Annotated in this window: 21 protein-coding genes and 3 pseudogenes; 4 read left to right on the top strand and 20 right to left on the bottom strand. The window is 68.6% G+C overall.

Annotation, left to right across the window (positions count from 1 at the left end; all coding sequences use genetic code 11):
• Positions 1–9 precede the first annotated feature (9 nt).
• The 4 genes and pseudogenes from NVV57_07130 to rarD all read left to right on the top strand — a co-directional run bounded on the left by NVV57_07130 (position 10) and on the right by rarD (position 4,049).
• Positions 10–678: a phosphoadenylyl-sulfate reductase gene (locus tag NVV57_07130; protein ID MCR6712468.1), complete on the top strand. Its 669-nt coding sequence runs from the start codon at positions 10–12 to the stop codon at positions 676–678.
• A pseudogene (locus tag NVV57_07125) lies at positions 660–1,610 on the top strand (sulfate adenylyltransferase subunit 2). Before NVV57_07130 ends, NVV57_07125 begins: the two are co-directional and overlap by 19 nt.
• Before the next feature lie 3 nt (positions 1,611–1,613).
• Positions 1,614–2,966, top strand: coding sequence for a GTP-binding protein (locus NVV57_07120; protein ID MCR6712467.1), 1,353 nt, complete (start codon positions 1,614–1,616; stop codon positions 2,964–2,966).
• 99 nt (positions 2,967–3,065) lie between these two features.
• Positions 3,066–4,049 (top strand): EamA family transporter RarD, encoded by a 984-nt coding sequence (gene rarD, locus NVV57_07115; GenBank protein MCR6712466.1) that lies wholly within the window; start codon positions 3,066–3,068, stop codon positions 4,047–4,049.
• 153 nt (positions 4,050–4,202) lie between these two features.
• Here the strand turns inward: rarD and NVV57_07110 are convergent, their stop codons facing one another.
• The 20 genes and pseudogenes from NVV57_07110 to NVV57_07015 form a co-directional block, all read right to left on the bottom strand.
• A complete protein-coding gene (locus NVV57_07110) occupies positions 4,203–5,924 on the bottom strand; it encodes a cysteine desulfurase (GenBank protein MCR6712465.1) in 1,722 nt (573 codons plus the stop codon).
• The gene (locus NVV57_07105) at positions 5,911–6,831 is read right to left on the bottom strand and encodes a hypothetical protein (GenBank protein MCR6712464.1); all 921 of its coding nucleotides are present in this window, start codon (positions 6,829–6,831) and stop codon (positions 5,911–5,913) included. Before NVV57_07105 ends, NVV57_07110 begins: the two co-directional genes overlap by 14 nt.
• A 117-nt stretch (positions 6,832–6,948) precedes the next feature.
• On the bottom strand, positions 6,949–8,460 hold the full coding sequence (locus NVV57_07100) for a hypothetical protein (GenBank protein MCR6712463.1): 1,512 nt from the start codon (positions 8,458–8,460) through the stop codon (positions 6,949–6,951).
• Complete coding sequence (locus NVV57_07095; protein MCR6712462.1) at positions 8,457–8,987, bottom strand: sigma-70 family RNA polymerase sigma factor; 531 nt, start codon at positions 8,985–8,987, stop codon at positions 8,457–8,459. Before NVV57_07095 ends, NVV57_07100 begins: the two co-directional genes overlap by 4 nt.
• A gap of 78 nt (positions 8,988–9,065) precedes the next feature.
• Positions 9,066–9,746: an O-methyltransferase gene (locus tag NVV57_07090; protein ID MCR6712461.1), complete on the bottom strand. Its 681-nt coding sequence runs from the start codon at positions 9,744–9,746 to the stop codon at positions 9,066–9,068.
• A 21-nt stretch (positions 9,747–9,767) separates the two neighbouring features.
• Positions 9,768–10,760, bottom strand: coding sequence for a polyprenyl synthetase family protein (locus tag NVV57_07085; protein MCR6712460.1), 993 nt, complete (start codon positions 10,758–10,760; stop codon positions 9,768–9,770).
• A gap of 6 nt (positions 10,761–10,766) precedes the next feature.
• The gene (gene nuoN / locus NVV57_07080; GenBank protein ID MCR6712459.1) at positions 10,767–12,353 is read right to left on the bottom strand and encodes an NADH-quinone oxidoreductase subunit NuoN; all 1,587 of its coding nucleotides are present in this window, start codon (positions 12,351–12,353) and stop codon (positions 10,767–10,769) included.
• On the bottom strand, positions 12,350–13,831 hold the full coding sequence (locus NVV57_07075; GenBank protein ID MCR6712458.1) for an NADH-quinone oxidoreductase subunit M: 1,482 nt from the start codon (positions 13,829–13,831) through the stop codon (positions 12,350–12,352). The genes nuoN and NVV57_07075 overlap by 4 nt, the downstream gene beginning before the upstream one ends.
• Positions 13,831–15,711, bottom strand: a complete 1,881-nt coding sequence (gene nuoL, locus NVV57_07070) for an NADH-quinone oxidoreductase subunit L (protein ID MCR6712457.1) — start codon at positions 15,709–15,711, stop codon at positions 13,831–13,833. The genes NVV57_07075 and nuoL overlap by 1 nt, the downstream gene beginning before the upstream one ends.
• Before the next feature lie 2 nt (positions 15,712–15,713).
• Positions 15,714–16,013: an NADH-quinone oxidoreductase subunit NuoK gene (nuoK, locus tag NVV57_07065; protein ID MCR6712456.1), complete on the bottom strand. Its 300-nt coding sequence runs from the start codon at positions 16,011–16,013 to the stop codon at positions 15,714–15,716.
• Positions 16,010–16,738, bottom strand: coding sequence for an NADH-quinone oxidoreductase subunit J (locus NVV57_07060; protein MCR6712455.1), 729 nt, complete (start codon positions 16,736–16,738; stop codon positions 16,010–16,012). Before NVV57_07060 ends, nuoK begins: the two co-directional genes overlap by 4 nt.
• Positions 16,735–17,439 (bottom strand): NADH-quinone oxidoreductase subunit NuoI, encoded by a 705-nt coding sequence (gene nuoI, locus NVV57_07055; GenBank protein MCR6712454.1) that lies wholly within the window; start codon positions 17,437–17,439, stop codon positions 16,735–16,737. Before nuoI ends, NVV57_07060 begins: the two co-directional genes overlap by 4 nt.
• The gene (nuoH, locus tag NVV57_07050; protein MCR6712453.1) at positions 17,432–18,829 is read right to left on the bottom strand and encodes an NADH-quinone oxidoreductase subunit NuoH; all 1,398 of its coding nucleotides are present in this window, start codon (positions 18,827–18,829) and stop codon (positions 17,432–17,434) included. The genes nuoI and nuoH overlap by 8 nt, the downstream gene beginning before the upstream one ends.
• Positions 18,830–18,930: 101 nt before the next feature.
• Positions 18,931–21,432, bottom strand: coding sequence for an NADH-quinone oxidoreductase subunit G (locus tag NVV57_07045; GenBank protein MCR6712452.1), 2,502 nt, complete (start codon positions 21,430–21,432; stop codon positions 18,931–18,933).
• Positions 21,429–22,758, bottom strand: a pseudogene (nuoF, locus tag NVV57_07040) (NADH-quinone oxidoreductase subunit NuoF). The gene NVV57_07045 and the pseudogene nuoF overlap by 4 nt, the downstream one beginning before the upstream one ends.
• Positions 22,755–23,421 (bottom strand): annotated as a pseudogene (gene nuoE, locus NVV57_07035) (NADH-quinone oxidoreductase subunit NuoE). The pseudogenes nuoF and nuoE overlap by 4 nt, the downstream one beginning before the upstream one ends.
• Entirely contained in the window at positions 23,418–24,737 is a 1,320-nt protein-coding gene (locus tag NVV57_07030) for an NADH-quinone oxidoreductase subunit D (protein MCR6712451.1), read from the bottom strand. The pseudogene nuoE and the gene NVV57_07030 overlap by 4 nt, the downstream one beginning before the upstream one ends.
• A 38-nt stretch (positions 24,738–24,775) precedes the next feature.
• Complete coding sequence (locus NVV57_07025) at positions 24,776–25,441, bottom strand: NADH-quinone oxidoreductase subunit C (GenBank protein MCR6712450.1); 666 nt, start codon at positions 25,439–25,441, stop codon at positions 24,776–24,778.
• A gap of 50 nt (positions 25,442–25,491) precedes the next feature.
• Complete coding sequence (locus NVV57_07020) at positions 25,492–26,043, bottom strand: NADH-quinone oxidoreductase subunit B (protein MCR6712449.1); 552 nt, start codon at positions 26,041–26,043, stop codon at positions 25,492–25,494.
• Positions 26,044–26,046: 3 nt separating this feature from the next.
• Positions 26,047–26,406, bottom strand: coding sequence for an NADH-quinone oxidoreductase subunit A (locus NVV57_07015; protein MCR6712448.1), 360 nt, complete (start codon positions 26,404–26,406; stop codon positions 26,047–26,049).
• Positions 26,407–26,428 lie beyond the last annotated feature (22 nt).

The raw sequence follows: 26,428 nt of genomic DNA, 5'->3' as shown, positions 1-26,428 counted from the left end.
TGGAACGCCATCACGTGCGCGGAGGTCAACGCCGAGCTGGAGGGCAAGAGCGCTGAGGAGATCGCCGATTGGGCCGTGGCGACCTTCGGCGCCAAGCTGGCCGTAGCGTCGTCCATGCAGGACACGATCCTGCCGCACCTGTTCGGCACGCGGCTTCCCGGAGTGGACATCCTGTTCCTCGAGACGGGCTACCACTTCAAGGAGACCATCGAGACGCGGGACCTCGCGGCCAAGTCGTTCCCCATCACGATCGTCAACGTGCTGCCGCGGCAGACGGTCGAGGAGCAGGACGCGGAGTTCGGCAAGGACCTCTTCGCCCGCGACCCCAACACGTGCTGCTTCATGCGCAAGGTGGACCCGCTCGCCCGCTCGCTGCAGGGCTACGGCGCGTGGGTCACGGGCGCGCGTCGCGTGGACGCGGCGACGCGAGCGAACATGCCAGTTGTCACCTGGGACGAGAATCACGGCCTCGTGAAGATCAACCCGATCGCGGCGTGGAGCGACTTCCAGGTGGAGGTCTACCAGACGGCACACGGGCTCCCCCGAAACCCACTGGTGGCGCAGGGCTACCCCAGCATCGGCTGCGAGCCCTGCACTCGAAAGGTCGCGGCGGGAGAAGACCCGCGGTCCGGCCGCTGGGCGGGAACCGACAAGACGGAATGCGGGATCCACACGTGAGCATCGACATCGCCAACCTGAACCCCGCCCGCAGCGACACTGGCGCTATTGACACACTCAGCGCCCTCGAGTCCGAGGCGATCCACATCATCCGCGAGGCCGTAGCCACGGCGCGCAAGCCGGTCATCCTCTTCAGCGGGGGCAAGGACTCCGTGGTCGTGCTGCACCTCGCGGCCAAGGCGTTCTGGCCCGCGCGCGTCCCCGTGGAGCTGCTGCACGTGGACACGGGGCACAACTTCGACGAGGTGCTCGCGTTCCGCGACGCCACGGTCGCGCGCCTTGGGCTGCGCCTGCAGGTGGCGAAGGTCCAGGACTATATCGACGACGGCCGCCTCCGCGAGCGCCCGGACGGCACCCGCAACCCGCTGCAGACCGTTCCCCTGCTGGACGCGATCACGGGCCACGGCTATGACGTGGTGTTCGGTGGCGCCCGCCGCGACGAGGAGAAGGCCCGCGCCAAGGAGCGCGTCGTGTCCCTGCGCGACGAGTTCGGCCAGTGGGACCCGCGCAATCAGCGCCCCGAACTGTGGAACATCTTTAACACCCGCCACCTCCCGGGCCAGCACGTGCGCGTCTTCCCGCTCAGCAACTGGACCGAGTTGGACGTGTGGCGCTACATCGAGCGCGAGGGGATCGAGCTGCCCTCACTGTACTTTGCGCACGAGCGCCCCGTGTTCCAGCGCGATGGCATGTGGCTGACCCCGCACCCCGCGGTGACAGTCACGGAGTCCGACGCTGTGGTCACCAAGACGGTTCGGTACCGCACCGTTGGGGACGCCTCGTGCACGGGAGCGGTTGAGTCGTCCGCAGTCTCGGTCGCCGAGGTCATCGCCGAGGTGGCCGCCACGCGCGTCACCGAGCGCGGCGCGACCCGCGCCGACGATCGCCTCAGCGAGGCAGCCATGGAGGACCGCAAGAAGGAGGGGGTATTTCTAGTGAGCGTACTCACTGAAACGCGCACAACGTCGCTGCTCCGGTTCGCCACCGCGGGCTCCGTCGACGACGGCAAGTCCACCCTCGTTGGGCGCCTGCTCTTTGACACCAAGTCGATCCTCGCCGACGCCTACGAGGCCGTCGAGCGCGTCTCGCGCGCGCGAGGTGCCGAGACCGTCGACCTCGCGCTCCTCACGGATGGCCTGCGCGCCGAGCGCGAACAGGGCATCACGATCGACGTCGCCTACCGCTACTTCTCGACTCCCAACCGCACCTTCATCCTCGCGGACTGCCCCGGCCACGTTCAGTACACGCGGAACACCGTGACCGGAGCCTCCACCGCGGACGCGCTCATCGTGCTGGTGGACGCGCGCCACGGGGTCGTGGAGCAGACCCGCCGTCACCTGGCGGTAGCCGCGCTCCTGCGCGTGCCGCACGTGGTGGTCGCCGTCAACAAGATCGACCTCATCGGCTTCGCTCGCGACCCGTTCGAGCAGATCGCCGGCGACGTCGCCGCGCACGCGGCAAAGCTCGGCATGCCGGACGTCGTCGCCATCCCCGTTTCCGCGCTCGAGGGCGACAACGTGGTGGAGCGCTCCGCCCGCACCCCCTGGTACGAGGGCCCGACGGTGCTCGAGCTGCTCGAGACCGTTCCCGGCGCCGATGAGCTCGCCGCCATCGCCCAAGGCGGCTGGCGCTTCCCCGTCCAGTACGTGCTCCGGCCCCAAGACGCGGCCGTCAGCCCCGAGCACCGCGAGTACAGGGGCTACGCCGGCCAGGTCGCCGAAGGCACCATCCGGGTCGGCGACGCCGTCGTGGTCCAGCCCTCGGGCCGCCGCACCACGGTGGCCGGCATCGATACGGCCGACGGCCCGCTCACCTCCGCGCCAGCGGGCGCCTCGATCGCGGTGCGGCTCGCCGACGACATCGACGTGGCGCGCGGCGACCTGCTGAGCGCCGCGGGAGACGCGGCGCTCGCGGTGAAGAACTTCCACGCCCACGTGGCGTGGCTCTCGGAGCGGCCCCTGCGGATCCGCGATCGGGTGCTCGTGCAGCACGGCTCGTCACTGGTGCAGGCCATGGTCATCGGGATCGAGGGCAAGCTCGACATCTCGCTTCCAGGGGGCACCCTCGACGCCTCGATCATCCCCGGCGAGGATCTCCAGCTGGGCCTCAACGACATCGGGGTGGTCGCGCTTCAACTCGCGCAGCCGCTCGCGATCGAGGACTACGGCAGCCACCGCCGCACGGGAGCCTTCTGCCTCGTCGACCCACAGGACGGCAACACCCTCGCGGCCGCCACGGCCCGCGCGGCCGTGCCCGGCACCGGCGAGGACGGGTACCTGACCATCTGAGCCGGTCAAGGCGTCGGGCCATATTGCGGGGCCAGCCCGCGCGCCACTGGCACCCGCGCGCGAACCCGGCCCGGGCGTCGGGCCTGCGAGAATGCTTGAGTGACGAGCGCGCCGCAGGACCGCAGCAGTTCCATAGACCGCAGCAGTTCACTGGACCGCAGCGGCCTGATCTTTGGGGCGTCGGCCTACCTCGTCTGGGGCCTGTTCCCGCTGCTCATGCACGCGCTCATCCCCGCGAGCGCGATCGAGATCACGGCACAGCGGGCGGTGTGGTCGCTCGTGGTGTGCCTCGTCATCGTGGGCGCGGCGCGGAGTTGGGGGCGCCTGCGAGTGGTGCTGGCGAACCGCAAGACGTTCTGGACGCTCGCCTTGGCCGCCGTGCTGATCGCGTTCAACTGGCTCGTCTACGTGTACGCGGTGGTGAGCGACCAGGTGGCGTCGGCCTCGCTCGGCTACTACATCAACCCGCTCGTGACCGTGGCGCTCGGCGTGACGCTCCTTGGGGAGCGGCTGCGCCGGATGCAGCTCGTTGCCGTTGTCGTCGCGGCGGTCGCCGTAGCGGTGATCGGCTTCGAGATGGGCCAGCTGCCGTGGATCTCGCTCGCGCTTGCGCTGTCCTTTGGGTTCTACGGGCTCATCAAGAAGCGGGTGGGCGCGTCCGTTGACGCGGTCACCGGGCTCACGGTCGAGACGATGGTGCTGGCGCCGTTCGCGCTCATCGCGCTCCTCTGGATGCGCGCACGGGGGACGCTGACCTTTGGCGCGCGCGGCTCCGAGGGTCTCGGCCTCCACCACGACGTGCTGCTCATGTTCGCCGGCGTCGCGACGGTGGGCGCGCTGCTGCTGTTCGCGGCGGGTGCTGCAAGGCTGCCGCTCAACATCACCGGGCTGCTCCAGTACATCGCGCCGACGATGATGTTCATGCTCGCGGTCTGGTACTTCCACGAGCCCATGCCCACCGGACGATGGATCGGGTTCGCCCTGGTGTGGGTGGCGCTCATCCTCATCACCGCCGACTCGTGGCGGGCCTGGTCACGCCGCGGCGACCCCGACGCTGAGCCGGAGTTCGCGGAGAACGTCTAGCCCCCGTAGGCTCCGCACGGAGGTTGTGATTGGTGTGGCTGGAGTGACGCGGCGGAGGTGATCGGGCTCCTCATGGGTCACACGCGTCACACGTTCCGTGCGGAGCATACAGGGGCGACGCTTGGGTTAGCCGAGCACGGCCCAGTTATCGAGTCAACCCCGTGCGACGATCCGGTTCAGTGACGTCACGAGCGCGTCCACGTCGCCGGCGGTGTTGTAGAGAGCGAGCGAGGGCCGCACCGACGTCTCCACTCCGAAGCGCCGCAGGATCGGCTGCGCGCAGTGGTGCCCGGACCGCACCGCGATTCCGTCACGGTGGAGCGCCTCCCCCACCTCCTGGGTGGTGCGGCCCTCGAGAACGAAGGACAACGCTCCCGCGCGCAGGGTGGGGCTGCCGATGAAGCGCAGGGAGCGCACTCCCGCGAGCTGGGCCACGAGGTACTCGATGAGGCCGTGCTCGTAGGCGCCGATCGCGTCGATCCCGCGGGCGCTCACGTAGTCGAGCGCAGCGCCGAGGCCGACGGCGTCGGCGATGTTGCCGGTGCCCGCCTCGAATCGCGCGGGCGGGCCGTGGAAGGCGGTCTTCTCGAAGGTGACGTCCTCGATCATGTTTCCGCCGCCCTCCCACGGGGGCATCGACTCGAGGATCGCGCGCTTTGCGTACAGCGCGCCGATGCCGGTTGGGCCGTAGATCTTGTGACCGCTGAAGACGAGGAAGTCGACGTCGAGCGCGCTCACGTCCGTGTGGACGTGCGCCACAGACTGCGCGGCGTCGAACAGCACGGGCACGCCCTTTGCGTGCGCGATGCCGATCATCTCGGCCGCTGGCGTGACCGTGCCGAGGGCGTTGGAGACCTGCGTGAAGCTCGCGAGCTTGGTGCGCGGCCCAATCAGCCTCGCGAACTCCTCGACGATTACGTCGCCGTTGTCGTCGACCGGTGCCACCCGCAGCACCGCGCCCGTCGCGGCGCACAGCTGTTGCCACGGGACGATGTTCGCGTGGTGCTCCAGGTGAGTGATGAGGATCTCGTCGCCCTCGCCGATGTTCGCCGCTCCCCACGACTTCGCCACGAGGTTGATCGCCTCCGTGGTGCCGCGAGTGAAGACGATCTCTTCGCGGGTGGGCGCGTTGAGGAAGCGGCGCACGGACTCGCGGGCGCCCTCGTAGGCGTCCGTTGCGCGGGCCGCGAGCTCGTGGGCGGCGCGGTGAATGTTGGAGTTCTCGTGCTCGTAGAAGTGCACAAGACGGTCGATGACGGCTTGCGGCTTCTGCGTCGTGGCCGCGTTGTCGAGCCAGACCAGGGGCTTCCCGTTGACCGTGGTCTTGAGGATGGGGAAGTCGCGGCGCGCCACGTTGGCATCGTGCCCGGGCGAAGTGGCCTGCACGGCGGGCACGAGGCTCGGCGAGAACGCCTGCAGGCTCGCGGCGTCGGGAAGCGGCTCGCGGGCGCGCACCGAATGCGTCGGCACCTCTCGCAGGTCGAGCGTCTCCGGAAGGAGCGGGAAGGAGAAGTCGACCGGAGCGTCAGGCGCAGGGAGCGGCGAACCCGCCCAAGCGTCGGGCAGCGGCTGCTTCCAACTGAGCGGCGGCACCTGCTCGTGGACCACGGGAATGGCCAGCAACTCGAGCGGCGGGAGCGTGCCGCCAGGCCCGGGAACGCCCACCCCAAGGGCCGACGGCACGGGAGCGGTGTGCGCTCGGCTCGCCGCGGCGGGGGCTGGGGGATTCACGGGCGACGTGGGCACGGTCGCTGGGGACGGCGCAGGGGTCGCGGGAGCGCCAGCCGGCACGGGGACATCCCCACTCGCGTGGAAGAACTCGTTCGCGAGCGCGGTGAGTTCGTCGATGCCAGGGACGTGGCTAGGCGTACTCATGGAACTTGGTGACATCCACGTTGTCGAGGGCGCCGATCGCGTCCGGCGACAGCACGGCGGCCGAGCAGTACAGCGATACCAGGTACGATGCCACGGCGCGCTTGTCGATGCCCATGAAGCGCACGGACAGGCTGGGCCCCACCTCCCCGGGCACTCCCGGCTGGAAGAGGCCGATCACTCCCTGCTTCTCGTAGCCGATGCGGACCAGCAGGACGGTGGTCTTGCCCTTCTCCACGTCAATCTTGTCCGTGGGGATGATGGGGATGCCGCGCCACGTGAGGAACGTGCCGCCGAAGATATTGGTCGTCGCCGGCGGAACCCCGCGGCGAGTGCACTCACGGCCGATCGCGGCCACCGCGTCGGGGTGGGCGAGGAAGTACGAGGGCTGCTTCCAGACCTTGGCGATGAGGGCGTCAAGGTCGTCCGGGGTGGGGGCGCCGGTGCGCGTCTTGATGCGCTGCTCGGGGGTGACCTGGTGCAGCAGGCCGTAGTCCTCGTTGTTGAACAGTTGGCGCTCCTGGCGCTCCTTGACCTTCTCCACGGTGAGGCGCAGCTGCTCGCGCACCTGGTCGTGGGGCGACTGGTAGAGGTCGCTGACGCGGGTCTGCACCTCGAGCACCGTGGTCACGGCGTTGAGCGTGAACTCGCGAGGGTTGGTCTCGTAGTCGACGAACGACTCCGGGAGGTCGGCGTCGCCCTCGGGGCTGCAGACGACGTCCGCCTCCGCCGCCTTCGGCTCCGCGACGCGGTTCACGCGGTAGACGCCGGCCTCTACAGGCACCCACTCGAGCAGCGGCACCAGCCATCTTGGCGTGATCCCGCTCCACTGCGGAGCGCTCTTCGTCACCGTGGAGAGCTGCCGCGCGGCCGCTCCGCTCAAGGTTCCTGCTACTGACTCGTCGGCCACGTCGATCCTCCGCACCATTCCCCCGAATGGCCCTGGATGTCGCCGACGCTAGCACGCGCGGTTGGCATCGCACGAGGCCCTTTGCGTTACATCTTCCGATGAGTCCGTGGCCGGGTACTAGTCCACGGTCACCGGAGTCCACGCGAAGGTATACGGGCCGCCAACGCTGCCGGTCCCGAGCAGTGCAACGGTTGTCGCGCCCTCGAGCTCACGCTCCACGTAGCCGGGGCACGGCTCCATCCGCTCGCCCACGTCCTTGATCGCCATGGTCACGTTCTCCAGCGTCGGGTCTGAACCCGGCCCGCCGAAGTTGAAGACCTCTGTCGGCGGCGGATCGCTTGAGACGTTCACCACCCCGACCACGGTGTCGTCCTTGACGGCCACCGCCGTCATGTAGATGGCGAGGGACTCCTGGCCTTCGGTGCCACTGGACGCCCAGTTAAAGGACTCCAGGTTTCCGTGCTGCGCCTCGCCTCTCTTGAGCTCGCCGGTGGCCATGATGCCGCCAGCGCCAAAGTCGAACGTGCCCGGCACCCCGCTGCCACCGAGCGGCTCGGAGCCGCTCGCCCACACGACGTCCAGCCCCAGAGTGCCCTCGAGGTCATTCGGCAACGCCGCCCCACACGCGAACACAGCGGACTCGGGGCCGGCCAACACCTCAGGCACACCACCTTGGGAGACGCCGGGGTCCGGCGAGGAACCGGGGATCGGGCCCGTGGCGGCTGGTTCCGGGCTGCCCGTGGGAGTAGCTGTGACGCTCGTGGACGCCGAGGCGCAGGCCGTCAGCGCCGGGTCCACCTCGTGGTGGTTAGCCACCAGCGCGAAGGACGAGCCGTCGGCCATAGTGACTCGGAGGGCCACGGAGGCGACGTCCGTACGACCCTCGGTGCTGAACCCAGGGTCGCCCTCGGACAACCGCGCCTCTTCCGTTTCGCCGGATGTCGTCGTGAGGACTTCGTCGGCGACCGCGCCGTGCGGCACGGAATCCGGAATGTATCCCGTACCCCCTAGCTCCATCGCGATTCGCAGCGTCGACGACAGGAGCGCGGTGTCGGTGCCATCGGGCACCTGCTCCGGAAGCACCATGGTCCACGCGTAGTCCTTGGTCACCGGGTTAACGCCGTCCCAATAGTCGCCGCCTCCGCCGGTGGCCTCGAAGTCCATCACCATGGGTCGGAACTTGATCTCATCCGGCATGTCCGGGAACGTGATGGGGTTGCCCAAGTAGGTGTACGTGCCGTCGTCACCTGGTTCCACTCTCACCAGCGTCCCGTCCTGGCGCACCACCACCACGCCGTCCGTTGGCGAACCGGGCCGCAGGTCCACATAGGCACGGAACTTCAGGTCTACGTCGCCCATTGCCTCGGGGTTGGGCGGCAGGTACAGCTGCGCGTCCGTGCATTGGGTGCTGGGCGCAGGCTGCGCCGGGCTGGCCCAGCGCCCGCCCGGAGCGAACCACCACACGGCACCCATGGCGCCGATCCCCACCGCGGCCGCCGTGCCCATGCCGGCCGCCCGGACGGCACGCCTGCGCCCGATCGCGCCGATCGCGCGGCGAGCGTCGAGCGTGTTCTCACGCGCAGCGTCGGCCGCAAATGACTGGTTGAGGGCGTCACCGATGGTGTTCATCGCCCCTCCTTCCCCGGCGCGGACACCCGCACCGTCTCCCCTGCTTCTGGATCTACGTTCAGTTGGTTCGCGAGCCTGCCCGACGCGTCGGCAAGGTAGCGCTTGACCGTTCCCTCCGCGAGGCCCAGCTGGGCGGCGATCTGCGGAACGGTCAGGTCGTCGAAGAACCGCAGCACGACGCACGCGCGCTCGCGCGGCGGCAGGCCCTGCAGCGCGCGCCTCACGTCAAGGCTCGCGTCCAGGTCCGCCGAGGCGCGCTCGCGCTCGAACGCCCGCCTGCTGGTGCGGGACTGCGCGGCGCGCGAGCGAGCTCTGTCGATGACCAGGGTGGGCATCACGCGCCGAACGTACGCCTCGGCGTGGTCCACGTCATGGATGTGGCGGCCGCGAGAGAAGGTCTTGACGATCGCGTCGTGGACGAGGTCCTCCGCGTCCTCACCGGGACCGACGAGCATCCGGCCGTACGCGGTGAGCCGCGAGCCGCGCTCCTCAACGAGCCGCTCGACGAGCCCCTGCCACTCCCGCACGCCGCCTCCCCTAGGTTGCCTTCACCCCTCCACACGCAGCCGACGCCGCGATCGTTGGGTCGCGCTACAACACCACGCTTACAACACCACCGCGACGATAATCCCGTCGTAATACTTGGAGCCGACCGTCTGCATCACGGAGGCCTCGACCCGCGGGTCGGCGCCCATCCGCTCCACGATCGCGCGCGAGCCCTGGATGCGGTCGTCCGGCGAGTCCGCCTCGATGAGGCCGCCGTCGCGCACCACGTTGTCGACGATCACCACGGTCCCCGCGTGCACGCGGTTCATCGCGGCCTCGTAATACGCGACGTTGCTCGGCTTGTCCGCGTCGATGAAGACCAGGTCGAACGGCTCGTCGTACTCGAGCGTGCCCAGATTGGCGACCGCCGGGCCGACGCGCACCTCGACCCTGTCGCCAACGCCGGCTTGGGCGAGGCTCGCCCTCGCGACCTCCGCGTGGCGCAGCTCGAGCTCAAAACTCACCACCGCGCCCTCCGGTCCGACGGCGCGGGCGAACCACAGCGTCGAATAGCCCCCGAGCGTGCCGAACTCGAGCACGCGGCGCGCCCCGCAGGCTCGTGCGAGGACGGAGAGCAGCTTGCCCTGGGTGGGGCTCACGGCGATGTCCGGCAACCCGGCATCCCGCTGGTTCTGGAGCACCCGGGCCGCCACAGCGTCGGACTGCGTGTAGTGCTCCTCGATGTAGGCGTCCACCGCGCGCCAGCGGTCCGCGCCGTTCAGGTCCGTTGAGCTCGACATGCCCCAACCCTAGCGACGGGCCTAGGCGGTGCGGGCCACCAGGGAGTCGGCGAAGTCGATGAGCGACGCCTTGACGTCCCCCTCGGGCAGCATTGCGATCGCCTCCTTGGCGCGAGCGGCCCACTGGGCCGCGAGCGCGGCGGTCTCGTCGACCACGGGGTGCGCGCCAAGACGCGACACGACGGCCGCGAGCGCCTCGTCGGAGCTGAGGTCGCCGTCGATCGCGGCCAGCAGCTCGGCGTCCTCTGGCGTGCCGCCGGCGGCTACCCGACGCCGGAGCAGGAGAACTGGCATGGTCGCCACTCCCTCGCGCAGGTCGGTGCCAGGGGTCTTGCCCGTAGTGGCGGCGTCGGAGCGGACGTCGATGACGTCGTCGGCGAGTTGGAAGGCGACGCCCGCGAGCTCTCCGTAGCGCGTCACCTGCTGCACCACCGCCGGGGCGCAGCCGGCGAACATCGCGCCAAAGCGCGCGGAGGTCGCGATGAGCGAGCCCGTCTTGTCCGCGAGCACCTGGAGGTAGAACTCGATCGCATCGTCGCCCTCGGAAGGTCCGACGGTCTCGTGGAGCTGACCGAGGCACAGACGCTCGAAGGTCTCGGCCTGGATGCGCACGGCCTGCGGCCCCAGGCCCGCAACGACGGAAGAGGCGCGGGCGAAGAGCAGATCGCCGGTGAGGATGGCCACCGAATTGCCCCACACCTCGTGGGCGGCGGGGGCGCCGCGACGGGTGGGAGCGGAGTCCATGACGTCGTCGTGGTACAGCGTGGCGAGGTGGGTCAGCTCGACGACGACGGCCGCGTCCACGACCTCGGGCCGGGCGGCGTCGCCAAGGTGTGCCGTGAGCAGCGCGAGCGCGGGGCGAAGGCGTTTGCCGCCCGCGTTGACGAGGTGGCGCGAGGTCGCGTCGGCTAGGCGATCCGATTGGGAGACCGCGTCGCGGAGCCGTTCCTCAACGAGGGCGAGCCGCGACTGGAGAGCCTCGTCAAGGCCCCCCTGGCCCACAAGCGACGCCATTGGCCGTCAGCTTCCGCTGGACAGCGTTGACAGCATCACGCCCGCGTCTTCCGCGGCCGCGAGCGCGGGACCAGGCACGATGCCGAGCACGAGCGTCAGCACAGCGGTCACGACCACCACGGCCCGCGTGAGCGGCGAGTACTCGATCTCGATCGCGTCCGCCTGGCCCTCCGGGACATCCGTGAAGAACATCAGCACGATGAGCCGGACGTAGAAGAACGCGGCCGCGGCCGAGGCGAGCACGGCAACGAGCACGAGCGGCCACGCCCCTTGCTCGATCGCAGAACGGAACACCACGAACTTTCCGACGAAGCCCGCCGTGAGCGGGATGCCCGCGAACGACAGCAGGAACAGCGCCATCGCGGTGGCGAGCCATGGGGCGCGCTTACCCAACCCGGCCCACTGCCCAAGGCGAACGGCCTCTGCACCCACCGCGCCGTCGGCCGTGCGCTCCCGCACCTGGGTGACAACGGCGAATGCGCCAAACGTCGCGAGGCCGTAGGCGAGCATGTAGAACGGCAGCGAGCTGAGCGCGTCGGGGCTGAAGCCGGCGAACGCGACGAGGATGAAGCCCGCGTGCGCGATCGAGGAGTAGGCGAGCATGCGCTTGATGTCCGTCTGGACCAGGGCGACGAGCGTCGCGAGGATCATCGTCACGATCGCGATGGTCCAGAACAGCCAGTTGAGCTCCCACTCGAGCGGATAGAACGAGGCGAACACGACGCGGAGCAGCGCTGCGACAGCGGCGGCCTTGGTGGCGGCCGCCATGAAGCCCGTGACCGCCGTGGGGGCGCCCTGGTAGACGTCGGGGACCCACGAGTGGAACGGCACGGCGCCCAGCTTGAAGAACAGGCCGACGAGGATCAGCACCGCGGCGGCGATGATCAGCGGATCGTGACCCGCGATGATCTCGATGGCGCGCTGCACGGCCGTGAACGACGTCTGGGTCGTGGCGCCGAAGAGCAGGGCGACGCCGAAGATGTAGATCGCCGAGGAGAAGGCGCCGAGCAGGAAGTACTTCAGCGCCGCCTCGTGGCTGAGGGCGCGACGCCGACGCGCGAGCGCCACGAGGATGTACAGCGGGAGCGAGAACAGCTCGAGCACCACGAACAGGAACACGAAGTCCGTCACCGCGGTGAACAGCATCATGCCGCCGACCGCGAAGAGCAGCAGCGGGAAGACCTCAGTCACCTGGAGGCCCGCGCGCAAGGCCCGGGTCTCGTCAAGGGCACCGGGCGTGCTCGAGCCGAGCGGAGTGAACTCCTCCTCGCCCGTGCGCGTGCGTGCGGCGAACAGCAGCGCGGCGAGGATGCCGAACACCGCGAGCAGCACCTGCCACGCGAGCGACTGCCGGTCGACGACGAGCATGAGGCGCAGCACCACTGTGCCGCTTCCCTCTTGCGTGGCCCACAGCACGATAGCCGCGCCGAGCCCGACCACAAGGGCCGCGAGGGTGAGCGAGAGCTGGACGAGGCGTCGGGTGGCCGGGGTGCGAATGAACGCCTCCACCAGAATGCCGACGGCGCCGGCCAGGAGGACGACCAGGATGGGCACCAGCGGCGCCCACGTGATGTCCGGCTGAGTCCAGTTCACTTGCCAGCCTCCTGAACGATGGTGACGATGTCATGGACGGGCTCGTGCAGCACGCCTAGCAGGATCCCTGGCACGAAGCCAAGCACGAGCATCGCGGCAATGAGCGGCCACGTCACGAGGCGCTCGCGCACCGAGAGGTCGCGCGTGCCCTCCATGGCCTCGGGTGCCGGGCCGGTGAACACCCGCTTGTACATCAGCAGGATGTACAGCGCGGCGAGCACCACTCCCACCACGGCGAACCAGATCGCGACGGGCACCACCGGGTAGGCGCCGATGAACACCAGGATCTCCGAGATGAACGGCGACAGGCCCGGCAGCGACAGCGAGCTGAGGCCGATGATGAGGAAGGTGCCTGCGAGGACAGGGGCGATCTTCTGCAGACCGCCGAACGCCTTGATGGAGACGGTGCCGTGACGCTTCGCGAGGTACGCGACCGCGAAGAACAGCGCGCCCGTGGACAGGCCGTGGTTGAACATGTAGAGCGCGGCGCCGGTGACCGACGTCTGCGCGAACGCGAAGATGCCGATGATCATGATGCCGAAGTGGCTCACCGAGGTGAACGACACGAGCTTGAGCATGTTGTCCTGGCCGATCGCGAGGATCGCGCCGTAGAGCACCGAGATCACCGCGAAGACGATGATGACGGGAGCCGCCCAGTGCGCCGCACCTGGGAACAGCACCAGGCACAGCGTCAGCATGCCGAAGGTGCCCACCTTGTCCAGCACGGCCACGAGCAGCGCGGTCGTCGACGGTCGCGCGCTCTCCGCGACGGTGGGCAGCCACGTGTGCACAGGGAACATCGGCGCCTTGATGGCGAACGCGATGAAGAACGCGAGGAACAGCAGGCGCTCCGTGCTCGTCGAGAGCGAGAGTCCCGTGAGCTTGTCCGTGAGGAAGCCCTGCTCGCCGCCGGGACCGGCGACGTACAGCGCGATCACGCCCACGAGCATCACCAGCCCTCCCACGAGCGAGAAGATCAGGAACTTCACCGCTGCATAGCGGCGCTGCAGTCCGCCGAAGTAGCCGATGAGGAAGTAGATCGGGATCAGCATCGCCTCGAACAGCACGTAGAACAGGAAGACGTCTCGTGCCGCGAAGATGCCGATCATGAACGCCTGGCTTGAGAGCAAGAGGGCCAAGTACGTGGCCCGACGCTTCTCGTCCTTATCGTCGCGCCACGCCGAGAGGATGGCGACGGGGACCAGGATCGCGCTGAGCACCACGAGCGACAGGCCGATGCCGTTGACGCCGAGCGCCCAGCTGGTGCCGATCTGGGGGATCCACGAATGCGTCTCGGCGAACTGGATGGTGCCGGCCTGGCTGCGGTCGAAGCGCAGGAACAGGTTGGCGGCGATGATGAGCTCCGCAAGCGCGAAGAACAGCGCGATCTCGCGCGACTTGGCCCGGGCCTGAGGCAGGAACAGCACCCCGGCCCCCACCACGGGGAGCACCACGAGGACGGTGAGGATGGGGAACATCACTTACCCCCAAGCACGGCGAAGAAGGCGATGAGCACCATGCCGGCGGCCATGATCAGCGCGTAGGCGCGCACCTTGCCGCTCTGCAGCTTCGTGAGCGCCTCGCCGGTCTTGGCGGTGCCTGCGCCGGTGCCGTTCACGGCGCCGTCCACTATCGCGGCGTCCGCGTACACGAGCGTGCGCGTGAGGTGGGTGCCGGGGCGCTCGAACACCGCGCGGTTCACGGAATCCTGGAACAGGTCGTTGCGGGCCGCGATCGTGGCAAGCGACGCGGCGGGAGCGGTGAGCGGCACGTCGGCCCTTCCGTACTTGAGCCAGGCATAGCCGGCGCCGAGGAGAACCAGAACGAGCGTCGTGACCGTGATCACCGGCACCGAAAGCACGGGCTCGCCGTGCTCTCCTCCTCCCACAACCGGCTCGAGCCAGTCAACGAAGCGGTCACCGGACGCGAGGATCAGTCCCAGGAACGCGGAGCCGACGGCCAGCACGATCATGGGCGCGGTCATGATGGCCGGGCTCTCGTGCGGGTGCTGCTCGTCCGTCCAGCGGGCCTTGCCGTGGAACGTCATGAAGAACAGGCGCGACATGTAGAAGGCCGTGAGCCCGGCGCCGATCAGCGCGGTGAGGCCGAAGACCCACGGCTGCCAGCCCTCGCCGATGAACGCCGCCTCGATGATCTTGTCCTTCGAGAAGAAGCCGGAGAACGGCGGGACGCCGAGGATCGCGAGCCAGCCGAGGCCGAACGTCACCCACGTCACCACCATGGCGGTGCGCAGGGCGCCGAAGCGGCGCATGTCCACCTGGTCGTGCATGCCGTGCATCACCGAGCCGGCTCCAAGGAACATGCCCGCCTTGAAAAAGCCGTGCGTAACGAGGTGGAAGATCGCGAACGCGTAGCCGACGGGGCCGAGGCCCGCGGCGAGCATCATGTAGCCGATCTGCGACATGGTGGAGGCCGCGAGCGCCTTCTTGATGTCGTCCTTCGCCATACCGACGATGGCCCCGAAGATGAGCGTCACGGCGCCGACGATCGCGACCACGAGCTGAGCGTTGGGCGCGCCCTCGAACACGGGCGCGGAGCGCACGATGAGGTACACGCCCGCCGTGACCATGGTGGCCGCGTGGATGAGCGCGGACACGGGCGTGGGGCCAGCCATCGCGTCGCCGAGCCAGGACTGCAGCGGGAACTGCGCGGACTTTCCGCAGGCCGCGAGCAGCAGCGTCAGGCCGATCGCGGTGAGCTGCGCGGTCGATGCCTGCCCCACACCAGAGAAGACGGTGTGGAAGTCCACCCCGCCAAAGGCCGTGAACATGAGACCCATCGCGATGATGAGGCCGATGTCGCCGATGCGGTTGACCACGAACGCCTTGTTGGCGGCGGTGGCGTAGTCGTTGCGGTAGTTCCAGAAGCCGATGAGCAGGTACGACGCGAGACCCACGCCCTCCCAGCCGACGAACATCAGCAGGTAGGAGTCCGCGAGCACCAGGATCAGCATGGCCGCGATGAAGAGGTTGAGGTACGCGAAGAAGCGGCGACGATCGGGGTCGTGCTCCATGTAGCCCACCGCGTAGATGTGGATGAGCGTGCCGACGAACGTCACGAGCAGCACGAACGTCATCGACAGCGGGTCCACGAGGAGGCCGGCGTCGACGTTGAGCTCGCCGGTGGTGATCCACGAGAACAGGTGCACTTGCGTGGCGCGGTCGGCCGAGTCGAGGCCGAGCATCTGCAGGAACGCGATGAGCGCGATCACGAACGCGCTGCCGGACGCGGCGACGCCGAGCCAGTGCCCCCACGGGTTCGCGCGCTTGCCCGCGAGCAGCAGCACGAGCGCGCTCGCGAGCGGCACGGCGATGAGGAGCCAGGTCAGATCAAGCATGGTCAGCCCTTCAGCTCCGACGGATCATCGAGGGAAATGGACTGGCGGGCGCGGAAGATCGCGACGACGATCGCGAGCCCAACCACCACCTCGGCGGCGGCGACGACCATCACGAAGAATGCCATGACCTGACCGTCAACGGTGCCGTGGATGTTGCTGAAGCCCACGAACGCGAGGTTCGCGGCGTTCAGCATCAGCTCCACGCCCATGAAGGCGATGATGGCGTTGCGGCGCAGCAGCACGGCGGCGGAGCCGATGGAGAACAGCACGGCCGCGAGGTAGACGAAGGCGATGGGGTTCACTTGTCGCCACTCTCCTCGATCGCGATGTCGGGGATGTAGGGGTCAACCTCGTCGATCTGGTGCCGCTCCTGGAGCACGCGGGAGATCGACTCCTCGATGGGCTGGCCGTGCGGGTCGAGCGCCGGGACGTCGAGCGCGTTGTGCCGCGCGTACACGCCGGGCATCGGCTTGTTGACGGGGTTCGCACCAACGCGCACGCGGTCCTCCGCGATCTCCTTCTGCGTGTGCTTGGGAGCCAGCCGCGGCACGTGCGTGAGCACGAGCGCGCCCACTGCGGCGACGATCAGCACGAAGCCGAGGGTCTCCACGATCACCACGAAGCGACCGAAGAGCGCGCCCGCGATCTGCTCGGGGTTGCCCTCGGTTGGGGTCTGCACATTGAGCGTCACGCGCGAGATGACGCCCGTGAGGAACACCCCCGTGCCGATGGCGACGAGCAGGCCGATCCAGCGCTGGCCGATGATCGACTCGCGCAGGCTCTCCTTGCCCTTCACGCCGATCAGCATGAGCACGAAGATGAACAGCATCATGACCGCGCCCGTGTAGACCACGATCTGCACCATGCCAAGGAACGGCGCGGCGAGCATGACGTACGCCACCGCGAGGCCGATCATCACGAGCACGACGGCCATCGCCACGTGCACCGCCTTCTTGGCGAACAGCAGCGCGAGCGACGGCAGCACCGTGATCGCCGCTACCACCCAGAACAGGAACGGGTTGATCACGCGGCACCCCCGGCCTTGGCACTGGCCGACGCTGTGGTTGCGTTCTCCGGCAGCGTCGGGTCCTCGGGGCGGTGCTCGCGCACCCACTCCACCTGTGCGTCGACCGCTCCGGTGACGTCGCCGCGGTAGTAGTCGCCGTCGGTGGTGCCGGGCACCATCGGGTGCGGCGCCGCAAGCATGTTCGCTCCCATCGGGGCCAACAGGTCCTGCTTCTCGAAGATGAGCCCCTCACGAGTGGGACCGGCGAGCTCGTATTCGGTGGTCATCGTGAGCGCGCGAGTGGGGCACGCCTCGATGCACAGCCCGCAGAAGATGCACCGCAGATAGTTGATCTGGTACACGCGGCCGTAGCGCTCACCGGGGCTGAACTGCGCGTCTGGCGTGTTGGAGTCCGCCTCGACGTAGATCGCGTCCGCGGGGCAGGCCCACGCGCACAGCTCGCAGCCGATGCACTTCTCGAGGCCATCCGGGTGGCGGTTGAGCTGATGACGGCCGTGGTACCGCGGCATGGGCGGCGTCTTCTTGTACGGGTACTGCTCGGTCACCACCGGCCGGAAGAAGTTGCGCAGCGTCACGCCGAACCCGGCCACGGGGGCGAGCGCCTCGCCGATCTGCCCCTTCTTGGGGAAGTTGGACTCGAAGGGCGTGGTGGCGCCGTCGCGCTCGCGGTTCACTTGCCAGCGCTCGTCGTGGTCACTCATCGCCGGCCTCCTCGGAGTCTTCAGAACCAGTGGCATCGGCATCATTGGCGTCAACACCAGCGGCGACGCGCGCCTCCACGGTGCGGCCGGATCGCGGCGATGGGGGAAGCACCTGGTGCGGCAGCGGCGGCACCGGGTAGCCGCCAGCGAAGGCGTCGAGCAGCTCAGGCTCGCGGTCCCGCTCCTCTTCCTTGTCCGCCTGCTTCTTGGAGTCGGAGACGAAGCTCCAGAACGCGACGACGAGGAGGATGGCGACGAGCCCCGCCACGGCGTCGAAGAGGTCCATGTTGCGGCCCCACGACTCGAACGCCTGGCGGCTGATCGCGAAGAATCCAAGCCAGCCAAGGCCGACGGGGATCAGCACCTTCCAGCCGAACTTCATGAACTGGTCGTACCGGAAGCGCAGCAAAGAGCCGCGGATCCACACGAAGACGAACATGAGCAGCCAGATCTTGATGATGAGCCAGATGGGCGGAAAGATCCCGGAGTTCAGGAAGTCGGCGCCGGGCCACGTCTCGCCCCATGGAGCCCGCCAGCCACCGAGGAACAGCGTCGCGGCAATGGCGGACACGTTGATCATGTTCATGTACTCGGCGAGGAAGAACCACGCGAACTTCGTGGACGAGTACTCGGTCATGAAGCCGGCGACGAGCTCACCCTCGGCCTCGGGGAGGTCGAACGGGAGGCGGTTGGTCTCGCCGACCATCGAGATCACGTACAGGACGAAGGCCGGCAGAAGCGGCCACACCCACCAGCGCTCGGCCTGCGAGTCCACGATGGTGGACGTGCTCATCGATCCCGCCATCATGAACACCGTCACGAGCGACAGCCCCATCGCGAGCTCGTAGGAGATCACCTGGGCGGTGGAGCGCACCGCGCCCATGAGCGGATAGGTGGAGCCGGAGGCCCAGCCGCCGAGCACGATGCCGTACACGCCGATGGACGCGCACGCCAGGATGTACAGCACGGCCACCGGGAAGTCGGTCAGCTGGAGCGGGGTGATCTCCTGCGTGAACGGGATCCTCGTCGCAGGCCCGAACGGGATCACCGCAAAGATCAGCAGCGCGCAGAACACCGAGATGATCGGCGCCGCGATGTATACGAGCTTCTCAGCTGCGCGCACGGTGATGTCCTCCTTGAACACCAGCTTGAGCGCGTCCTGAAGAGGTTGGAACAGGCCGAACGGGCCGTGCACATTGGGGCCGGGCCGCTGCTGCAGCCTGCCGATAACGCGACGCTCGAACCACACCGCGAACAGCACGGACAGCAGCAGGAACACCAGGACGATCACTGCCTTGATGATCACGATCCAGATCGAGTCGCCGCTAAGCGCCGCGTCCGCGACGCACTTGGCCTGCTCGTCCGTCGGCGTCGCCGTCGGGTCCGTCATGCCGCACATCTTCTGCACCGCGTTCAGCGGCTCCACAGCCGTGGCGACCACCGAGGGCGCGGGGGACGGCGTCGCCGCCATCATGAGGGACGTCAGCAGCTTCACGCGGACACCCCCTTCGCGGTGATCTCGGAACCGGCCTCGACCCCAAGATCCCTGGCAACCCACGACGAAGGCGACTTCGCGGGCACCCAGACAACGCCGTCGGGCATTTCGGTGATCACGACCGGGAGGTTGATGCTCGCGCGCGCGGCGCCCTTGAGCGATACCGCGGTCTCGGCGCCAAACTCGGCAGCCGTCGCGGCGGACATCCGCGCCACGGAGGTGCGGCCCGTGCCCGCGAGGAAGGGCTCGCCGTCCTGCAGCGAACCCTCGTCCACCAGCTGGTGCCACGTCGCGAGCACAAGCCCGCCCGACGCTGCTGCCGCCTTCGGTGCCGGGCTCGCCTTGACCTTTGGTGCCGCCACGCGGGCGGAGTCGTCGATCCCGAGCCCGCTGATCTCCGCCGAGATCTCGCTGACGGTGCCGGTGCCCAGGTTGACGCCGAGCTCGCGGGCCAGCACGTCGAGAACGCGGTGGTCGCTGAGCGCATCCGTGGGGATGGCCGTGGCGAAGGAGCGCAAGCGGCCCTCCCAGTTGAGGAAGGTGCCGGGCTTCTCCGAGGGCGGCGCGACCGGCAGCACGACGTCCGCGTACTCAGAGACTTCGCCGCGGCGAACCTCGAGGCTGATTACGAACTCGGTCTTTTCCAGGGCCTTTGTGAGGTCCGAGGTGAGGTCCGAGGGGGTCACGCCGCCGATGACGAGCGCGCCGAGCTGTCCCTTCGCCGCCGCGGCGATGATGTCGGCCGCGCTGCGGCCGGCGTGCGCGGGAAGGTCGTCGACGCCCCATGCCTTCGCCACCGCCGAGCGGGCCGCGGCCTTCGTGACGTCACGCCCGCCGGGAAGGAGCGTGGGCAGCGCGCCGGCCTCGACGGCGCCGCGCTCGCCCGCGCGACGCGGGATCCACGCAAGCTTGGCGCCCGACTTCTTGGCGAGCGCGAGTGCCGCGGTGAGGGCTCCGGGCGCTCCGGCCGCGCGCTCTCCAACAATGATCACGGAGCCGGCCTCGCCAAGCGCGGCCACGGCGTCGGCGGGGAGGTCGCCCAGAGCGGCGCCCTCGTCTCCGGGGCGCGTGGGGATGAGCGTGGCGCCGAGCTTCTCGTTGCCGCGGCTGAGCCACGGCGCGACCGCGAACACCTTGTGGGCGGCCTTCTTGAGGCGCAAGAACACGACGCCGCCCTCGTCCTCGGGCTCGAAGCCGACGAGCAGAACGGCGGGAGCCTTCTCGAGCTCGCCGAACGTGACTCCAAGCCCGCGGCCGGCAACGTGGTGGCCGAGGAACGCGAGCTCCTCGTCGCTCGCGACGCGCGTGCGCGCGTCGACGTCGTTGGTGCCCAGCACGACGCGGGCGAACTTCTGGTACGCGTAGGCGTCCTCGAAGGTGACGCGACCACCGGGCAGGACTGCCGCGCCCTTTGGCTTCTTGCCGCTCTTCCCATCGACAGCAAGCGACGCTCTGATGCCGGCAGCCGCCGCCGCAACAGCGTCGGGCCACGAGGCCTCGACGAGCTCGCCGTCAACCCTCACCAAGGGGCGGGTGATCCGGTCGTCGAGGTTCTGCCACGTGAACGCGAAGCGATCCTTGTCCGTGATCCAGTCCTCGTTGACCACGGGGTCCTCGTGGGCGAGGCGACGCAGGATGTGGCCGCGGCGGTGGTCGGTGCGGATCGCGCTGCCGGAGGAATCGTGCTCGGAGATTCCCGGGCTCGAGATCAGGTCGAAGGGGCGCGAGCGGAAGCGGTACGCCGCGCTCGTGAGGGCGCCGACGGGGCAGATCTGCACCGTGTTGCCCGAGTAGTACGAGGAGAAGGCCTTGCCAGACTCGTCCTCGGCCGCGACGCCGATGGGGCGGTAGCCGTCGAAGTCGAGCACGTCCTCGTCGAAGGTGCCGATCTGCTGCATCGCTCCACGGTTCTGCAGGTCGATGAAGGCGTCTCCGGCGATCTCCTTGGAGAAACGGGTGCAGCGCTGGCACAGGATGCAGCGCTCGCGGTCGAGCAGGATCTCGCTGCTGAGGGCGAGAGGCTTCTCGAAGACGCGCTTGACGTCGACGAAGCGGGACTCCGGGCGGCCGTTGCTCATCGCCTGGTTCTGCAGCGGGCACTCGCCTCCCTTGTCACATACGGGGCAGTCGAGCGGGTGGTTGATGAGCAGCAGCTCCATCACGCCCTTCTGGGCGCGGTCGGCCTCCGCGGAGGTGTGCTGCGTGTTGACCACCATGCCCTCGGTGACCGTCATCGTGCACGACGGCTGGGGCTTGGGGAACGCGCGCAGGCTGCCGTCCGGGCCGGGGCTCGCGACGTCGACGAGGCACTGGCGGCACGCGCCCACCGGCTCGAGCGACGGGTGGTCGCAGAAGCGCGGGATGTCGATGCCCATCTGCTCCGCGGCCCTGATGATCAGGGTGCCCTTGGGGACGGTGACCTCGGTGCCGTCAATCGTCAGGGTGACGGTCTCGACGGCCTGCGAGCTCGCGGCGGCCTTGTCCGCAGTGGTCGTCATGCCGGCACCTCCTCGGCGTCCTTGGCGGGCTCGGTGTACTCGAACAGGGCCGAAGCGGCGTGGTCGAACGGGCAGCCGCCGCCGGTGACGTGAGCCTCGTACTCCTCGCGGAACAGCTTGACGGAACTCGTGATGGAGCTCGTCGCCCCGTCGCCGAGCGCGCAGAACGCGCGGCCGAGGATCGAGTCGCACGTGTCGAGCAGCTGCTGGATGTCCGCCATGGTCCCCTCGCCGCGCTCGATTCGCTTGAGGATGAGCGCAAGCCAGTACGTGCCTTCGCGGCACGGGGTGCACTTGCCGCACGACTCGTGCTTGTAGAACTCCGTCCAGCGCATCACCGCGCGCACGACGCACGTGGTGTCGTCGAACAGCTGGAGGGCGCGGGTCCCTAGCATCGAGCCCGCGGCGCCGACGCTCTCGTAGTCGAGCGGCGTGTCGAGGTGCTCTTGGGTGAAGATCGGCGTGGAGGAGCCACCAGGCGTCCAGAACTTGAGCTCGTGGCCCTCCCGGATGCCTCCCCGCCTGTTCGAGGAGCTCCCGCAGGGTGATGCCGAGCGGCGCCTCGTACTGGCCGGGCTTCTGCACGTGACCCGAGAGCGAGAAGAAGCCCATGCCCTTGGAGCGCTCGGTGCCCATGCCGGTGAACCAGTCGACGCCGTTGTCGATGATGGCCGGCACCGACGCGATGCTCTCGACGTTGTTGACGACGGTGGGGCGCGCGTACAGGCCCGCGACGGCGGGGAACGGGGGCTTGAGCCGCGGCTGGCCGCGGCGGCCCTCGAGCGAGTCGAGCAGCGCGGTCTCTTCGCCGCAGATGTAGGCGCCGGCGCCCGCATGCACCGTCACGTCCAGATCAAATTCTGTGCCGTGGATGTTCTTGCCAAGGTGGCCCGCCTCATACGCCTCGCGCACCGCCTGCAGCAGGCGACGGTAGACGTGCACCACCTCGCCGCGAACGTAGATGAAGGCGTGGTTGCAGCCGATGGCGAAGGACGTGATGATCACGCCCTCCACGAGCGAGTGCGGGTTGGCGAGCATCGTGGGGATGTCCTTGCACGTACCCGGCTCCGACTCGTCGGCGTTGACCACGAGGTAGCGCGGCTTGCCGTCGTCCGGGGGCAGGAAGCCCCACTTCATTCCCGTGGGGAAGCCAGCGCCGCCGCGCCCGCGAAGGCCAGAGTCCTTGATCGCCTGAATGAGGTCGGCAGGGGGCTGCTTGAGTGCCTTCTTGAGCGCCTTGTAGCCGCCGGCCTTCGAGTACGTGTCGATGGACCAGGACTTGTCCTGGTCCCAGATGGCGCTGAGCACCGGGGCGAGGTCGGTCATGCCTTTGCCCCCTTCGGTGCCTTCCACCCGGCCGCCTTCGCGGCCTCAAGCCCGGCCAGCGTCGGGCCGCCGGCGCCCTGGTCCTCGTTGGCGAGGCCATCCTCGAAGCCGGCGAGCACGCGCTCCACCTGCTTGAAGGTCTGCACCTTGTTGGGGCCGCGCGTGGGGGTGACGTCCTTGCCCGCACGCAGGTCGTCGACGACCTGCTTCGCGGACTCGGGGGTCTGGTTGTCGAAGAACTCCCAGTTGACCATCATCACGGGCGCGTAGTCGCAGGCCGCGTTGCACTCGATGCGCTCGAGCGTGATGGAACCGTCGGCGGTGGTCTCGCCGTTGCCGACCCCCGCAGTGACCGCTGAGCTCGTCCCAGATGCGGTCGCCGCCCATGATCGCGCATAGCGTGTTCGTGCAGACTCCCACCTGGTACTCGCCGTTCGGGCGGCGCTTGTACTGCGTGTAGAACGTGGCGACGGCGCTGACCTCGGCCGCGCTCAGGTCGAGCAGCTCCGCGCAGAATGCGATGCCGTCCGGGCTCACGAAGCCGTCCACGGACTGCACCAGGTGCAGCAGCGGCAGCAGCGCGGAGCGCGGCACCGGGTAGCGCGCGATGATCTCCTGCGCGTCCGCCGTGAGCTGTTCGAGCGTCGGCCCGTCGTACGTCATCGGTCCACACCTCCAAGCACCATGTCGATAGTTGCGATGGCAACCACCACGTCCGCGATCTGACCACCCTCTGTGAGGATGCCGAGCGACTGCAGGTTGTTGAAGCCGGGGTCGCGGAAGTGCGCGCGCCACGGCTTGGTGCCGCCATCGGAGACCAGGTGGCACCCGAGCAGGCCCTTGGGGCCCTCGATCGCCGTGTACACCTGGCCCGCGGGAACCTGGAAGCCTTCGGTCACCAGCTTGAAGTGGTGGATCAGCGCCTCCATGGACTCACCCATGATGTGGCGGATGTGCTCGAGCGAGTTGCCCTGACCATCCGGGCCGATGGCGAGCTGAGCGGGCCACGCGATCTTCTTGTCCGCGACCATCACGGGCTGGCCCTCGAGCTGCTCGAGCCGGTCGGCGCACTGCGCCACGATCTTTAGCGACTCGTAGCACTCCTCGAGGCGAAGCACCACGCGGCTGTAGGCGTCGCCATCGGTGCTGGTGGGCACCTGGAAGTCGTAGGTCTCGTAGCCGCAGTACGGGTCGGCCTTGCGCACGTCGTACGGGAGGCCGGCCGAGCGCAGGATGGGCCCGGTCACGCCGAGCGCCATCGCGCCCGCGAGGTTGAGGTTGGCGACGTCCTTGAGGCGCAGTTTGAAGATCGGGTTCTGCAGCTGCAGGTCAACGAGGCTGTCGAGCTGCTTGCGCATCCGCGGGATGAGCTCGCGGATGTACTCCACCGTGCCGACGGGCGAGTCTTGGGCAACGCCCCCTGGTCGGATGTAGCCGTTGTTGGTGCGCAGCCCCGTGACCATCTCGATGATGCGGAAGGTGTCCTCGCGGGCAACGAAGGCCTCGGTCATGACCGTGGTGGCGCCCATCTCGTTGCCGCCCGTGCCAACGGCGACCAGGTGGGAGCCGATGCGGGTGAGCTCCATCATGAGCACGCGCAGCACGTTGGCGCGCTCGGGGACGTCGTCCGTGATGCCAAGCAGCTTCTCGACGCCGAGGCAATACACGACCTCCTGGAACATGGACGCGACGTAGTCCATGCGCGTGCAGAAAGTCACGCCCTGGGTCCAGGTGCGGAACTCCATGTTCTTCTCGATGCCGGTGTGCAGGTAGCCGATGCCGGCGCGAGTCTCGGTGACGGTCTCGCCCTCGATCTCGAGCATGACCCGGAGCACGCCGTGCGTTGAGGGGTGCTGCGGTCCCATGTTGACGACGATGCGCTGCTGCGCGAGGCGAGCGGCCTCGTCGGCGATGTCGCTCCAGTCGGAGCCGTACGCGGAGTACTCGGCGGCCTCGGGGTCGTCGGTGAACGCGCCCATCGCGTGATAGGCCTGCTCCGCATTCTTTGACTGCGCGGTCATCGGTACTGCCTCCGCTCGTCAGGAGAGGGGATGGAGGCGCCCTTGTACTCCACGGGGATGCCGCCAAGCGGGTAGTCCTTGCGCTGCGGGTGGCCGATCCAGTCGTCCGGCATCTCGATGCGCGCGAGCGAAGGGTGGCCGTCGAAGATGATTCCGAAGAAGTCCCACGTCTCGCGCTCGTGCCAGTTGTTCATCGGGTAGATGTCGACGATGGACGGGATGTGCGGGTCCTCGTCCGCCACCGCCACCTCGAGCCGCAGGCGGCGGTTGTGGGTGATCGACTGCATCGGATATACGGCGTGGAGCTCGCGGCCCGTCTCCGCCGGGTAGTGAACGCCGGAGACGCCAAGGCACATCTCGAAGCGGAGGTCCTGGTCGTCGCGCAGGTGGCGCGCCACCTCTGGAAGGTGCTCGCGCGCGATGTAGAGCGTGAGCTCCCCGCGGTCGACGACCACGTACTCGATGGCCTCGCTCGCGCGATCGCCAAGCAGCTCCTCGAGGATGTCGACGACGCCGTCGAACCACTCGCCGTAGGGACGGTCGGTCGCGCCGGGCATCTCGATGCGGCGAACGAGGCCGTCGTATCCGGAGGTGTCGCCGCGAGCGCCGAACATGCCGGTGCGCACATTGATGAGGGTCAGCGGCTCGCGGCCGTCGGCCATACCGTCGGGCGCCTGCTGGTCCGACGCTGGGGTCACCTCGGTCGCGTCACTCACCTGAGCAGCCCCATCATGTCGGAGGTGGGCGTCGCCTTGAGCGCGGCGGCCTCGGCGGCGGCAGCGATCTCGCGGCGGTTGGCGCCCAGGGGAGTGTTCTGGATCTGCGTGTGCAGCTCGAGCAGCGCGTTGAGCAGCATCTCGGGGCGCGGCGGGCAGCCGGGAAGGTAGATGTCGACCGGCACAATGTGGTCAACACCAGGCACGATGGCGTAGTTGTTGAACATTCCGCCGGACGAGGCGCACACGCCCATGGCGAGCACCCACTTGGGCTCCGGCATCTGGTCGTAGACCTGGCGCACGATGGGCGCCATCTTGTTGGAGACGCGGCCGGCGACGATCATCAGGTCCGCCTGGCGCGGGGAGCCGCGGAAGACCTCCATGCCGATGCGCGCGATGTCGAAGCGCGGTGTGCCGGTGCTCATCATCTCGATCGCGCAGCACGCGAGGCCGAAGGTCGCGGGCCACAGCGAGCCTGAGCGCGCCCAGCCGAGCAGCCCCTCGACCGTGCCGAGCATGAACGGCGGTGCGGATTCCTCAATGCCCATGGTTCACTCCCACTCAAATCCGCCGCGGCGCCACTCGTACACGAAGGGGATCGTGATGAGCACCACGAATGTCATGATCGCGAAGAGGCCGAACCAGCCAAGTGCCGCGTGCGAGACGGCCCACGGATACAGGAACACCACCTCGACGTCGAACACGATGAACGTCATCGCGACGAGGTAGTACTTGATCGGCATGCGGCCGCCCCCGGTGGCGCCAGGAGTCGGCTGCAGTCCTGACTCGTAGCGGTCGAGCTTCGCGGCGTTGTCGCGGTGCGGGCCGAGGAACCGGGATGCCGCGAGCGCGCCTACGGCAAGGAGTCCGGCGACCACCATCATCACGATGATCGGCACGTAGGGATTCATGCCAGGCCTTCCTTCTTCACAA

Source organism: Demequina sp. (assembly GCA_024707205.1).
Taxonomy (GTDB): Bacteria; Actinomycetota; Actinomycetes; order Actinomycetales; family Demequinaceae; genus Demequina.
Note: the sequence above shows the minus strand (reverse complement) of the source record. Positions and strands in the feature narration are given on the sequence as shown.

Bases quoted from the DNA above. Each gene is read 5' to 3' on its own strand.
- NVV57_07110 (MCR6712465.1), bottom strand. From the start codon at position 5,924: ATGAGTACGCCTAGCCACGTCCCTGGCATCGACGAACTCACCGCGCTC.
- NVV57_07100 (MCR6712463.1), bottom strand. From the start codon at position 8,460: ATGAACACCATCGGTGACGCCCTCAACCAGTCATTTGCGGCCGACGCT.
- NVV57_07090 (MCR6712461.1), bottom strand. From the start codon at position 9,746: ATGTCGAGCTCAACGGACCTGAACGGCGCGGACCGCTGGCGCGCGGTG.
- NVV57_07085 (MCR6712460.1), bottom strand. From the start codon at position 10,760: ATGGCGTCGCTTGTGGGCCAGGGGGGCCTTGACGAGGCTCTCCAGTCG.
- NVV57_07075 (MCR6712458.1), bottom strand. From the start codon at position 13,831: ATGTTCCCCATCCTCACCGTCCTCGTGGTGCTCCCCGTGGTGGGGGCC.
- nuoL (MCR6712457.1), bottom strand. From the start codon at position 15,711: ATGCTTGATCTGACCTGGCTCCTCATCGCCGTGCCGCTCGCGAGCGCG.
- nuoI (MCR6712454.1), bottom strand. From the start codon at position 17,439: ATGAGTGACCACGACGAGCGCTGGCAAGTGAACCGCGAGCGCGACGGC.
- nuoH (MCR6712453.1), bottom strand. From the start codon at position 18,829: ATGACGGACCCGACGGCGACGCCGACGGACGAGCAGGCCAAGTGCGTC.
- NVV57_07045 (MCR6712452.1), bottom strand. From the start codon at position 21,432: ATGACGACCACTGCGGACAAGGCCGCCGCGAGCTCGCAGGCCGTCGAG.
- NVV57_07030 (MCR6712451.1), bottom strand. From the start codon at position 24,737: ATGGGCGCGTTCACCGACGACCCCGAGGCCGCCGAGTACTCCGCGTAC.
- NVV57_07025 (MCR6712450.1), bottom strand. From the start codon at position 25,441: ATGGCCGACGGCCGCGAGCCGCTGACCCTCATCAATGTGCGCACCGGC.
- NVV57_07020 (MCR6712449.1), bottom strand. From the start codon at position 26,043: ATGGGCATTGAGGAATCCGCACCGCCGTTCATGCTCGGCACGGTCGAG.
- NVV57_07015 (MCR6712448.1), bottom strand. From the start codon at position 26,406: ATGAATCCCTACGTGCCGATCATCGTGATGATGGTGGTCGCCGGACTC.